Raw genomic sequence first — 12,619 nt, forward strand, 5'->3', positions numbered from 1 at the left:
TTTAATGTTGTTATCGATCCCTTCTGCCTGTCGGCGCAAGAGACACTTTATCAATAGAGGACAAGGATTTTATATTCCACACTGACAGAAAGATTGCAATATATTATTCCAATTATCGGCTGCTGGCCTGCTTCTTATCCACCGGATTTGATATCCTCCATCCGGTATTTTTCAATCAATGAATACAGAGTCGGACGGGTGATACCCAGCAACTCGGCAGTGCGTGACATATTCTGTTCAGCTAGGTGCCAGGCTTGGCGAATAGCGCGGCTCTCAGCCTCTTCCCGTACTTCTCTGAGATTGATGGTTTGCATAGACGTGGGTTCACCTGTTGCCGACAACCCCAGGTCTTCGGGCTGAATTACTGTACCTTCAGCCATGATGACCGCTGACTTCAGTTTATTCTGCAACTCGCGGATATTACCCGGCCATTTGTGCTGCATCATGGCCTGTATGGCGGATTCGCTGAACCCCTTGACCTTGGAGCTGTATTCATCCTTGTAGCTGGTAAGAAAGGTTCTGGCCAGCAGTACCACATCGCTGCCACGCTCACGCAGGGGGGGGATACTGATAGTGATCTCGCTGACCCGATAGAACAGATCTTCCCGGAAACTTTGCTCGGCTACCATGGCAGACAGATCCCTGTGGGTGGCGCAGATAACCCGGATATCCACCGGGATTTCCTGGCGCCCGCCTATCCTTTCTATAACCCTTTCCTGCAGGAAACGCAGCATCTTGGCCTGCAGGCCGATGGGCATGTCGCCTATCTCATCGAGGAACAGGGTACCGCCCTGGGCACTTTCGATCTTGCCCGGAGTAGTCTTGTTTGCACCGGTAAAGGCGCCTTTCTCATAGCCGAACAGCTCGCTTTCCAGCAGGTTCTCCGGAATGGATGCACAGTTGATGGCAATGAAAGGCTTATTGCGTCTGGCGCTGTGCTCATGAATGGAGCGGGCAAACACTTCCTTGCCAGTGCCGCTCTCGCCCAGCAACAGCGTGCTGATATCGGTCTGGGCAATCCTCTCTGCCCGGCGGCTGGCCTGCTGAATGGACTCGCTGTTACCAATAATTTTACCCATGGCCGGATTGGACTGAGCAAGCAGCCTATTTTCCTGTTCCAGGTCAAACAGATTGATAGCGCGGCTGACCAGTATCTTGATGGTGTCAGAGTCGATGGGCTTTTGGTAGAAATCGTAGGCCCCGAGCTGAACCGCCTTGAGTGCATTCTCCTTGTCGTTGTTGCCGGTCACCACGATGACCTTGGTCTGGGGGGCCAGGTTGAGGATTTCCGCCAGGGTGGCCAGTCCCTCGGAGGCATTGGCCGGATCGGGCGGTAAACCCAAATCCAGCGTTACTACCTTGGGTTCATGGCGCCGCAGTTGTGCAATGGCCGATTGTCTGTCATCGGCAAAAATCACCTCATAATCACTGAAGCTCCACTTGAGCTGTTTCTGGATCCCCATGTCATCATCAACCACCAACAACTTTTCCATTAATGCACATTCCTGTTGTTTTTCTTTGAAGGACTTGTCCCATCATCCTGACGCACGTCAGGATCTCTATCAAGCCGCTGTGCTGTAATTCTGTTCCCCCGCCGTTAAAGATTCCGGCTAATCAGGTGGCCGTAGAACGGGAAAACCTTGTCCTGACTAACTCAGGGGTAAAAACAGACTAAAAGTCGTACCTTTGCCGACCTGGCTCTGCACTTCAATACGACCGCCGATTTTTTCAATATAGTTTTTTGCATCATAGGCGCCTATCCCCATACCGGCATTGCCCTTGGTGGTATCGAAAGGCGTAAACAGCCTGTTGACGATAAACTCCTGGCTCATACCGCAGCCCGTGTCTTCGATCTCAACCAGCACCTGATTTTCGTGGTTGGCCTGCCCCACTCTCACCCAGACCTGCCCCTCATCGTCCGTCGCCTGCTGAGCGTTACTGATCAGGTGATAGAGTACATTACTAAATTTGTCTTCATCCAGCGACAGATTTACCTCAGCCAATTCGATCAACTCAGGCAAAGGCCGAAGCTGTTGGCAACGTTCCGCAATCACCTGATGGAGCAGCTTGGACAGATTGACTGTTCGGCTCTTACTGGGTAGGGCCTCTTTTTTCTCCGTCAGTTGTTTGAGCATACGCTCCATACGCCCCTTGGTATGGGCCAGGGTCTCAAAGGTGTCCTCGATAAATTCCGGATTGTGCTTATGTTGCTGGGCGTTGCATAAGATGAGATCTATCTGGGCCAGCACGTTCTTCAAATCATGCAGTACAAAGGCTGACATACGATTAAAGGCGGCAAACTGAGCGTTCTCCGCCAGCTCCCTGGATGCCTCATAGTGGAATAGGTAGTTGGCCACCTGGGCACTGACGGCATTCAGATAATCTCTCAGTTCCCAGTCAAGACGGATTCGTTGTTCAGACGGTGCGTGTAACAACGCCATACCCCATAGTTGATTATCCTGATAAAAAGGCACGACCAACTGGAAGCGGCAGTCGTTGAGCATAGAATGGTTAATCTTGAGCCCTTCGTAGTTGAAAGGCTTGACTCTCAACTCTTCTATATCCACCAACCAATGCTTGCTCTGCAGGAAACCGACCAGTTGTGCCAGCACTTCCCTTTCCTTGGCTGACAGAGGCTCATGCTCGATAATGCTGACGACCTCCAGGTTCTGATTCTGGGATTTGAGGAGGACGCCGCTTTGGTAACTGATCGCCTGGATCAAGCAGTGAAGCCCCCTGTCATAAACCTGATGCAGTTTCTCTCCACTGTCATTCAGCGCATTGGAAAGTTTCAACCATTCCTCACGATAATCATACTGGTTGGCAAAAAAATGTTTGGTGATGAAAACCCGAATCTTGGCCCTGAAACTGTTGGACAGAAATAACGCCACCAGCAGAGTCAGTGATAAAAAAGCCAGGACCAGTTGCACAGCACCCGACCAGCTTCCCCCCACATAACGGATGGCAAAACCGGCTAGGGCCATGACAAACAGATACCCGCCGGCCAACACCAACAGGGAACTGTGCAGGACCACATCCCTGGAGATGAATATTTCGATGCCCCAGTGCCGTATCCGGCGAATGGCGATGACCAGGGCCGGCAGAAGCAAAGCGTAAATGTATCCCCGGGCACTCCAGAACAGCTCATCCAACTGGTTTACCATGGTTGCGTCGGCAAACATGACGAAATCAAACAGGCTGCTGGCCCCCAGATAAATAACCAAGGGCTTGTAGTGCCAGCGCTCCGCTCCGGCTTGCCGGTACAAGACTTCCAGCAATATCAGAGTTTCCAGGGCGATTATGGTCTGTAACAGGTAAAGCCACTTGAGATCGGACCAGAACAGAGGCAACACCGCCAGCACCAGTAAAATGCCCGGGAACAATGTGGCAAACCAGGTCACGGGTTGAGACAGCAAATCCCTGAAGCGGGAGAGATTGGTTTTCAGAACAGAGCAGACAAACAGCAGCCAGCAAAGGGATTTGAGCGCTTCCACCGCAAAGACCACAGGCATACTGATAGTGGCCAGATCAAAAGCCACAACCAAATGGATAGCTGACCACAACAGGTTACCGGCAACGGCGATCAGCAAAAGGCGTTTGGGCAACCCCGAGCGTCTGACGGTAAACAGCAGCAGCAGGAGCAGCAGATTACCCAACACAGCCAGGCCATAGCCAACCATTGCTTGCATTATCATTGCTACTCCCTATTACTGCGTCAGATCAGCAGCGGACTCTTTTAATTCTGTTTACTCAAACCTGCGCTCAGCCCCATCCAGCCTTTTCTGAGCAGATGGGGTATCAATAAGCGCAATGGCATGCGCAACCAGTGGCCACGCACATACATGGCAAAGTGTGCCAGTCGGATGGAAAGATTACCATCTGTCGGCGGCGGCGTGGTCAAAACTCTCAGGAACAGGCTATCGGCCAACCGAAGGACGATTGGGTTCGGGGCCCATTTGCGCTGGCTCTGTTCAGCAACGTCCTCAGGTATGGGGGTATTAAAGATCATCAATGTGTAGCGCAAAGCATAGAAACATAATCGCCCGACACCTAAATCATCGGCTCTTTCGAGTAGCCGGGTCCAGAACAGTGGGTCAGTCTCTGCATGCTGACGCAGCAGTAAATCCAGATCGGACAGATCCCGCAGCCCCTTGTCATACTCGCTCTCCATAAACAGGTGACAAATAGCATGCAAGATCCTGTCGGTGTTGCACAGGATCCGATGTCCCCCCATGGTAGATTCCATCATCAGTCGCTTGGCTGAAAATGCGTAACGGCAAGTCAGAGGCAATAAACTATGGTGCACATCCAGAGTAACCGCTCTTTCTGCGTGGACCAGGGGCGGGATTTCGTGCATCCATCTGCGGTAGTACTCGTTATCATAGTCAGATAATTTTTCAGAACGCCATCCGTGCAGCCCCAGAGCATGTTCCGCCGAAGGCAACTGTTCAACTGGAACATAGATATCCACATCAGCATACAACCGCCCCTTACCAGATCTGTCAGAGGCCAGATCATATGCGACCCCTTTCAGGAAGACCGGCACTATGCCAACCATCCGCAGGGCAGCTTCCACTTTTTCCACTTCGATATGCATATCCCGGGCATGGGACAGACTGAGTTCAAATGCAGAACTGAAATGCCACTTCAGCTCATCTGGGACATACCGGAACAGTTCTCGCTCGGTAAAGAGGCTGTATAGCCTGCCCAATAAGCGGGCAGAATACCCCTGAGACAGCAATGCCTGCCAATTGGGCAGATCAAACCCCTTAATCCTGTCCGGCTGCGTCAACACAGCACAGATAAGTGGCCTATCCAACATCGGCTAACAGCTCGTCCATGGCAGCCACCGCGGCATCCAGATTTCCGTCATATTCGAAGGCAAAACATTTTGCCTGGTCCAGATGCAAAGCAATGGCATTAAACCCTTTCTCAGCCAATACCGAATAATTGAAGGATTGATTGGCAATCTGCATGAACGCCACTCCCTTGTTCATCTCCTGCAACGTCCCCCCTTTAACGGCAGGGTTAAACCGGGGGAACACAACGGCTCCTGGCAGGGCCTCTTCCTGCCAGTCGCGTAAGCTGTTGGCTGGTGGTTTAAGCAGCCCCACAGAACCTTTCTGAGTGTCGTGAACAACCCGGCTTATTCTCGAATCCGGCACCAGTTCTCTGATTATCTCAATGGCCTTATTCTTAAGGCTTATGGGCCTTGGGTTGGGCAGGATCCTGCCACTTTGAAGATCCAGTAGTGTCAATTCATCCGACAGTAATCGAAACCCCCCAAGGGTCACGAGCGCTGCACATAAGGTGCTCTTACCCGCCCCAGGCTGGCCAGGCAGGATCAGAGCCTTACCGTATTTCTCTACCACTGCCGCATGGACAACAAGAGCTTGATGATAGTGGTTACTCACGCACCAATTGAGTGCCCATTCCATAAGCGGTAAAGATTGATCTTCCGGCAGAGGGAGAAAAGGAGTCTGGTCATGAAAGGAAAACACGACCTGTCGTTTAAACCAGCGGCGCAGCCCTGATGACCTTTGCAATGAGATAGTGAAATCTATATAGCTGTCTTCCAGTAGGTCAGCATCTGCGTACATGCTCCTGATATCCTGGCTGACCTGGGCGATAGCACTGGAAACTCTGGCTGTAAAACGGCCGACTCTGATGGGAAGCCCACCCTGGGATAAGCGTGCGATAAGTTGGGCATCTGAAAGACTGGAGACTTTGCTTAATGACACGACAGTATCCCAGCATTGACGAGTCTGGCCAGCAATTCCTCGGGCAGGTCCACATTCGTCGTATTCTGGTGAAAAAGCACTTCCAGGTTCTGTTTGGAGAGAGTCTGTGTTTCCGCCTGCCCGATCAGATCAATAATCAGCCTGGCATGGCGAGGAAACAAGAACGTTTTTTTGGAGGCAGGAACGAAAACCACCCAGGAGTCCTGGGTGGTGTATTCAATCAGCTCGCCAAACTGCGAACCAGGAAAATACTGCATTCTCAGCTGTGGTGATTATTAGAGGCCACTTTGCCAGTCGTCACTACCACCGCCGTCAGAAATGCTGACGAAAAAGTTGTTGTAATCATTAACTGTCATATTGTCAGAGCGCCCCACCAACAGACCACCGCGCTCCAACTGATAGGTTACGCCAGCCTGGGGATACATATGACTCATCTCATACATCAGATACAGTCCAATAATATCATCGGCAGTGGGATAATTGAGCATCCATGGGTCGGGGTTGCTACCGGCACCACCGCCCTGCAGGAACATCGCATTTAAGTAACAGGCTGCAGCATGCTGAGTGATGCTGTTGGTTTTTGTATTGCCCTGCAACTCCTGAATAAATGTCTGGTTAATCCGGCTTTGGTAGTCCACTACATTATTTTCTGGTGTCCCGCCAATTACTTTTCTGATTTGAGCGCCCCCCAGAGACCGGGTATCAAACACCGTTTTAAAGGGAGTGGAGGGAGACAATCCTGTCATATTCCAGGCAGCACTGGTTATCTGGCCGCGATCATTCTTCCAGTTACCCGGACTCCAGCCATTACAGGTGGCCCCTTCATGTACGGTCAGGGAGGTGCCCATATTCACAGACATGAACCCGGATATTGTACATCCGGCAGCCATGGCAGGACGATTAGCCAGCAGTAGCAACGCCGGAGATGCCATCCCTGCCTTTTTCAGCCAGCGGCGACGACTATCATTATGCTTACCTGCGCTATCGGCTACTTCGACTGAGTCAACTTGCTTGTTCTCGTCAACCATTTTTAATTCCTACAAAAGCCTATTGGTTAATATTCTAACCAACTAAGTATTGATAAAACATGACATTTAAATAATGCAAAATCCGATCCACAGTGCATGATGTTGATTTTAACCACTTTTTTCACAGGTTTATTTCTGTCTGTAAAAATACTCGACAGCTTTCTCAGTGCCTGTTCGTCACTATAGTTCGAGTAAGGTGCGCAAGTATTTCACCGGAATGGAATAGGTAATCCCACTGGGATCTGACAGGGCCGCCTCTTTACTACCTTTAACGAAGACCTGGTTGATAACCGCAACCACTTCTCCTGTGCGGCCATCATATACCGGGCTGCCGCTGCTACCCGGGTAGGCTGTGGCGTCCATCTGGTACACCATAAAAGGCTGCCTGAGCCTTTTCATCACATCCAGACTCAACTGTTGGGCATTGGCGCTGGCTCTAACAACAGGAGTTGTGGCTGCGATCATTCCCCGGTGAGAGGCCGGATAAAGGCCGAGCACCGCACCGATGGGGAAGCCGGTGAAAACCACTTCTCTTCCATCCGGGAGCATGGCTCCATCGGAGAGCTTCAACGGCGTCACTTGCCGGCCCTCAATTTTCAGCAAGGCCAGATCGTGTTCCGGGTCCGTTGCCAGAATGCTGGCTTCGACTATCTCAGGTTTTGCCCCACTGCCGATAAAAACCACCCTCTTCTGTAGACTGACCTCATCGAGTGGCCGTTCAACCACATGAAAATTGGTGGCTATGATTGAGCCATCGCCGACAGCAAAACCAGTACCCTGGAGTTCATGACGCGGAGCCCCCAGGGGATCAAACACACCGATACCGACAACAGAAGGTTTGACGGCTGCGATAGTCTGTTCGAGGTCGGCGGCTGACACACAAAAGCAGGCCAATATAAATAATCCTGCAGCGATAATTCTTTGCACCTATATTCCCCTGCGTATTGAGTAAGTGATATGCATCGCATTTAACTATCCAATAGTAACCATGCTTGTGACTGGTTGCCAGTACTTACTCCCAGCCCAGCCGGCCCCCGCCCGGCATCAGATGTCTGCCTGCGAAGATGACCTTTCCCGCCAGCTACGGGTCCGGATCCAACTTGGCTATTGACTTCTGAGCCCGTAGTAAATCCATAACGAAACCGGTGACAAGTTAAGTCTGTTTTCTGCGTCAGGTATAAGCGAGCATGTCAGGAATTTTAACAACCAGGTCAGCGCCCATTTAAAATATCCTTATATTACAAATAGTTGCATAATGGCACCTAAGTTGCTTTAAGGTATGCGTAGGGTAAGTTGATGTACCCATTGATTGGATCAAGCGTCAAATTTTTCGAGGAAGGAATATTATGAACAACTTAATTAAAAGCAGTATTGCAGCATCTACGCTGTTAATGTCTTCAATGGCTAGTGCAGCTCTTATCACTACGTGGGATTATGAAGTCGTCAACGAGTGGGATGCAGGAGCCTCCGTATTCAGTGCAGGTAATGGTACAACGGTTTCCAACGCCAGTGAACTTAGCTGGGGTGCCACAGGCGGCAGCTTCGACGGTGGTGCAAACAACCGCAGTGCGCTGGTTATCTCAGGTTCGCCTTCTACCGGCCAACTGGATACCAATGACCTGATTAACCTGGCCGAGTCTGCAACAATCACTCACTACAACAATTCCATCTCCAACACCTTTTCGTTTTTGGAGCAGGCAACCCTGATGAGTACGCTGACTCTGACACCTTTCGCACCGGTGCCAGGTCCAGCATTGCCTTCTTTCAGTCAGGATTTCGTTATCGATTTCGACGAAACCCCTAACTCTGCTCCTTGCGGCGACCCTGCCAGTGTCTCGGTATGTGATGATATTTTCAGTGTCGCCCTGGGCGATCTGTCTCAGAGCTTCATGTTTGACGGATACATTTACACAGTGACTATCAGCGCTGTTGGTCTTGGTCCGCTGACAAACGAGCAGTGTGCAATAGTTGGCAAGGCCCCTGGCTGTATCGGCTTTACTACTCAGGAAGGTCTGACTACTCCGGCCAACTTCGAGTTCAGCATCACCGCCAGGCAGGTTCCTGAGCCAGCGACACTGGGTGTACTGTCTCTGGGTTTGCTGCTGCTGGGCGCAAGACGCTTCAAGAAGTAATTAACAATAATTGTTTGAAAAAGTGCGGCAATATGCCGCACTTCTTTTTTGTGCTTTATCATTGCGATTTTTCAATCTATGACGTGGCTCATGGAACTATTTAATAGCCTCGGGCATTTCGCAGCTCACCCTCTGAATATATTCTTTACTCTCGTACTTTATGCCTTTCTGGCCCATCACATGTTTAAGCATTCCCGGCATGCAGTCAAAGTGGCGACTGGGGCGACACTTTTCCTTATCTGGTGCTCCTTACCCCTTTCCAGCAACTGGATGCTTTCCACGCTGGAATACCGACATCGGTCGCCAGAACCAGACAGTCCGCTCTGGAATGAGGTGGATGCTTTGGTTGTACTAGGCTGCCAGCATTACGAATTGCGGGGCCTTCCCTTTTCCGACCAATGGCACTCATGCAGCCTGAGAAGAAATCTTCAGGCTTTTTATCTATATCAACATAGTAAGAATGTGGAAATTTATCTGACAGGTGGCCTGATGGCAGGAAGACACCTTTCTGAAGCCAGCGCCAATCAACTGTTCTTTGAAAAGCTCCATGTCCCCCCTGCGAAGCTTCACCCCCTTAAGACAGGAAACAATACAGCCTTGGAGGCTGAGGCCATTGCCTTTTATCTAAAAGGGCAAACCATCGCTCTGGTTACTTCAGCCAGCCATCAGACAAGGGCCCTACGCTACCTACAGGGATATGATCTGAAGGTTATTCCGGTTCCCGTTGACCACCTCAGCCACCAGGAGTCAAAACTGGGATTTCCAGATTCGGCAAGTTTGGCCAGAAGTGAAAGGTTTTTTTATGAAATGCTGGCCATTACGAAACAAAATTTGGTAGCGCTGTATAATCAGCTCAAGGAGTAATTTTCTGCCTCCTCCTATAGTCGTCATATTCTGAGGGCAATTCAGCAGGGGTTCGCCCAGGGCAACCATAAAGGGAGTAATTTCATACCTGTCTAAAAGTTGACTTAAATGTTCTTTGCCAACTGAAGCTTTTCTACAAAAAGCCTGTTAAATTAAAGTATTACTTAATAACCCTTGACCCACAGCCAACCTGACTTAAGATTTGATAACCACTGCATGAAATTCGATTGACGATGTCATCATCTACACTCAGGAAGATTACCAAGCTTCCCATCATCGGGCCATTGGCGCGAACGTTGCTGAAATATGTAGCGGGTAGAGAAGCCGGAAATATTTCCTACCATTTTTCTCGCTACCTTCAGCCAAAATTCGCCGGCCAGTCAGCACTGAAGGAAGAGGTGTATCGCATCAGACATCAGGTCTATTGTGAAGAGCTCAAGTTTGAACCGGAAAATGCAGACAAACAAGAGCGTGATGACTTCGATCAACACGCCTATCACTGCGTCATCCAGCATAAACCATCGGGTAATTACGCTGGCACCGTGCGTGTGGTGTACTCCCACTCCCCCGAACAACTTTTGCCTATAGAAAAATACTGTTCAGAGGCCATCAGTGCTGAGGAAACCGCTCCCTGGGATTTTCCCAGAGAGAAAATTTGTGAAATTTCCCGCCTGGCCGTACCTGCACAATTCAGACGTCGTCAAATGGATAAATTCAAAGGAGCGGCAGTAGGTGTCATCAATGAATCCACCTATTCAGAAGCAGAATTACGCTGTTTTCCTTTTATTGCAGTCGGTCTGTATCTGGCCGGCGCATCCATCGCCTTGGAAGAAGGGATCGAACATTGCTTCGTCATGATGGAGCCAAGACTGGCACGGAGTCTGAAACTTGTTGGTATCCCCTTTAAGCAGATAGGCCCGGTAGTGGATTATCACGGCAAGCGAGCCCCTTACTATATAAGCAGGGAAGTCCTGTTAAACAGTCTGCCTTCGGGCTTTCAGAAGCTGCTGAACTACGTCCAGCATGAAATCTCGACGCAAATGCAGGATCTTCCCCCAAAAAGGGCAAGACAAAGCAGGCCTACAGACCTTCCCCATGCTGCCATCCGATGATCTGGCTCGAGCCGAGACGACCTTTTCTGATCCCGTATGAAAATTTATCAACTATTACTTGAGTCATTACCCTGTGCACTGCATCCCCGACTTCTGGATCCGGACGCCGCCACAGCTCAATTTGGTAAGACTACTTTCAGTGACCCCATTGCTATCGATGCCTCATTCAGGGCCATTAGCAGTTCTGAAATTCAACAGCTCGTCGCTTTGGCCAATGAGCTGGGTTTCCACATTTATCCTGTCAGTACCGGTAATAACTGGGGTTACGGTTCTGTTTCGGGGTTCACATCACCCACTGGGAAAGTTGTATTGGACCTGTCCCTCATGCGCCAAATCATCCCCACCAGCAAGGAGTTGGGGCTGATCACTATCGAACCCGGCGTCACCCAGCAACAATTGGCTGAATACCTTCAGCAACAGGGTTGGGACTTTATGACACCTGTAACTGGGGCCGGCCCCCATTGCAGCGTACTGGCCAATGCACTGGAGAGGGGGTATGGGATTACGCCCAGAACGGACCATTTCGAGGCTGTCACGGCGCTGAAAGCCGTATTGCCCCATCCTGAGCTTTGTCACACTGAATATTGTTCTGCCGTGTCTTCACTTGATCTGAGCGAAGAGGACTTTATCGACAAAACCTATAAGTGGGGTGTGGGACCTTACCTGGATGGCATGCTGACTCAAAGCAACCTTGGTATCGTTACCCAGATTTCCCTTCGTTTGGGCCGCAAACCTCCAGCTTTCAGTGCTTTCTATCTCCGCTGTACAGACAAAGACAAGTTTTTCGATTTGACCGCCACTATCCGCACCATTCTGAAAGACTATGAGGGAATCGTAGGCTCAATCAACCTGATGGACAGGCGCCGGCTTATCTCCATGGTTGCCGACAATCCCAATGGAACGGCGCACCAGGTCATGTCTGATCAACAACTAGAAGACTTGGCGGAGCGGCATGATGTACCGCAGTGGTTGGTCGTTGGCTCCATATATGGTGATAAAACCGTTGTGAGGTCTGTAAAACAGGCATTGAGAAAACAGTTCAAGGGCTTAGGACAACTGCTTTTCTCTGATGGCCTGCTGCTGTCGGCGGCCAGGTATTTGACTGGCCTGACCAATTTCGGCCCCCTGGCCTCAATCAAAAAGCAACTGATCTCACTGCAACAAGGTATTGAAATCATGCTGGGCGTGCCCAATCAGGTTGCGTTACCCCTGGCCTACTGGCGGACCAGGAAGGTCCAATCTGACAGTCAGCAGCCCCTGCTGCCAGATAAAGATGGATGCGGGCTGCTGTGGTATGCACCACTCATCCCCATGAAACCGGAAAAGATGCAGGAATTCGTTGAGTTCGTGCGCTCTACGGCACCCAGATATGGCGTGGAGCCCCTGATTACCTTCACCAATCTCAGGCATGACTGTGTGGATTCGACCGTCCCCATTGTATTCAACCTTGCAGATCCTGCATCGGTTCAATCTGCCAAGGATTGTCTGGAAGAGTTGGTCAACGAAGGAAGGAAGAAAGGATATGTGCCCTACAGGTTAAACACAGAACAACAACAGAAATTATTGAACCCTAGCTCTCCTCATTGGATGCTGGTCAGGAAGCTTAAGTCCTCTCTGGATCCAAACAATGTGCTGTCTCCCGGACGCTACAACCCTTGAGATACCTTTCCTCTACAGTGGCACTTAGGAAAATGTCGACCTAGTTCGGGGCGGATCACTGGACACAAAAAAGCCGGTGTTGA

Annotated in this window: 11 protein-coding genes; 4 read left to right on the top strand and 7 right to left on the bottom strand. The window is 50.4% G+C overall.

The annotated features are described in order from the left end of the window. Positions 1–134: 134 nt before the first annotated feature. The 7 genes from prsR to J0A66_RS18825 form a co-directional block, all read right to left on the bottom strand. Positions 135–1,493 (bottom strand): PEP-CTERM-box response regulator transcription factor, encoded by a 1,359-nt coding sequence (gene prsR / locus J0A66_RS18795; protein WP_206575401.1) that lies wholly within the window; start codon positions 1,491–1,493, stop codon positions 135–137. Between the two features lie 156 nt (positions 1,494–1,649). Then, the gene (gene prsK, locus J0A66_RS18800; RefSeq protein ID WP_206575446.1) at positions 1,650–3,689 is read right to left on the bottom strand and encodes an XrtA/PEP-CTERM system histidine kinase PrsK; all 2,040 of its coding nucleotides are present in this window, start codon (positions 3,687–3,689) and stop codon (positions 1,650–1,652) included. 47 nt (positions 3,690–3,736) lie between these two features. Then, the gene (locus tag J0A66_RS18805; RefSeq protein WP_206575402.1) at positions 3,737–4,822 is read right to left on the bottom strand and encodes a nucleotidyltransferase family protein; all 1,086 of its coding nucleotides are present in this window, start codon (positions 4,820–4,822) and stop codon (positions 3,737–3,739) included. Next, entirely contained in the window at positions 4,812–5,741 is a 930-nt protein-coding gene (locus J0A66_RS18810) for an HprK-related kinase A (RefSeq protein ID WP_206575403.1), read from the bottom strand. Before J0A66_RS18810 ends, J0A66_RS18805 begins: the two co-directional genes overlap by 11 nt. Next, positions 5,732–5,998 carry a hypothetical protein gene (locus tag J0A66_RS18815; RefSeq protein WP_206575404.1) on the bottom strand — a complete coding sequence of 89 codons (267 nt, stop codon included), beginning with the start codon at positions 5,996–5,998 and terminating at the stop codon, positions 5,732–5,734. Before J0A66_RS18815 ends, J0A66_RS18810 begins: the two co-directional genes overlap by 10 nt. Positions 5,999–6,016: 18 nt before the next feature. After that, on the bottom strand, positions 6,017–6,769 hold the full coding sequence (locus J0A66_RS18820; protein ID WP_206575405.1) for a hypothetical protein: 753 nt from the start codon (positions 6,767–6,769) through the stop codon (positions 6,017–6,019). A gap of 180 nt (positions 6,770–6,949) precedes the next feature. Continuing rightward, entirely contained in the window at positions 6,950–7,696 is a 747-nt protein-coding gene (locus tag J0A66_RS18825) for a trypsin-like peptidase domain-containing protein (protein WP_206575406.1), read from the bottom strand. A 419-nt stretch (positions 7,697–8,115) separates the two neighbouring features. Between J0A66_RS18825 and J0A66_RS18830 the strand changes: the two genes are divergently transcribed. The 4 genes from J0A66_RS18830 (at position 8,116) to J0A66_RS18845 (ending at position 12,536) form a co-directional block, all read left to right on the top strand. Continuing rightward, positions 8,116–8,901: a THxN family PEP-CTERM protein gene (locus tag J0A66_RS18830; RefSeq protein WP_206575407.1), complete on the top strand. Its 786-nt coding sequence runs from the start codon at positions 8,116–8,118 to the stop codon at positions 8,899–8,901. A 90-nt stretch (positions 8,902–8,991) separates the two neighbouring features. After that, entirely contained in the window at positions 8,992–9,765 is a 774-nt protein-coding gene (locus J0A66_RS18835) for a YdcF family protein (protein WP_206575408.1), read from the top strand. Between the two features lie 233 nt (positions 9,766–9,998). Further along, positions 9,999–10,877: a PEP-CTERM/exosortase system-associated acyltransferase gene (locus tag J0A66_RS18840; RefSeq protein ID WP_206575409.1), complete on the top strand. Its 879-nt coding sequence runs from the start codon at positions 9,999–10,001 to the stop codon at positions 10,875–10,877. A 36-nt stretch (positions 10,878–10,913) separates the two neighbouring features. Beyond that, positions 10,914–12,536 carry an FAD-binding oxidoreductase gene (locus tag J0A66_RS18845; protein ID WP_206575410.1) on the top strand — a complete coding sequence of 541 codons (1,623 nt, stop codon included), beginning with the start codon at positions 10,914–10,916 and terminating at the stop codon, positions 12,534–12,536. The last annotated feature ends 83 nt before the right edge of the window (positions 12,537–12,619 follow it).

It is taken from the genome of Bowmanella dokdonensis (assembly GCF_017254865.1).
Lineage (GTDB): Bacteria > Pseudomonadota > Gammaproteobacteria > Enterobacterales > Alteromonadaceae > Bowmanella > Bowmanella dokdonensis.

Bases quoted from the DNA above. Each gene is read 5' to 3' on its own strand.
- J0A66_RS18840 (WP_206575409.1), top strand. From the start codon at position 9,999: ATGTCATCATCTACACTCAGGAAGATTACCAAGCTTCCCATCATCGGG.
- J0A66_RS18820 (WP_206575405.1), bottom strand. From the start codon at position 6,769: ATGGTTGACGAGAACAAGCAAGTTGACTCAGTCGAAGTAGCCGATAGC.
- J0A66_RS18835 (WP_206575408.1), top strand. From the start codon at position 8,992: ATGGAACTATTTAATAGCCTCGGGCATTTCGCAGCTCACCCTCTGAAT.
- J0A66_RS18830 (WP_206575407.1), top strand. From the start codon at position 8,116: ATGAACAACTTAATTAAAAGCAGTATTGCAGCATCTACGCTGTTAATG.
- J0A66_RS18845 (WP_206575410.1), top strand. From the start codon at position 10,914: ATGAAAATTTATCAACTATTACTTGAGTCATTACCCTGTGCACTGCAT.
- J0A66_RS18815 (WP_206575404.1), bottom strand. From the start codon at position 5,998: ATGCAGTATTTTCCTGGTTCGCAGTTTGGCGAGCTGATTGAATACACC.
- prsR (WP_206575401.1), bottom strand. From the start codon at position 1,493: ATGGAAAAGTTGTTGGTGGTTGATGATGACATGGGGATCCAGAAACAG.
- prsK (WP_206575446.1), bottom strand. From the start codon at position 3,689: ATGCAAGCAATGGTTGGCTATGGCCTGGCTGTGTTGGGTAATCTGCTG.
- J0A66_RS18805 (WP_206575402.1), bottom strand. From the start codon at position 4,822: ATGTTGGATAGGCCACTTATCTGTGCTGTGTTGACGCAGCCGGACAGG.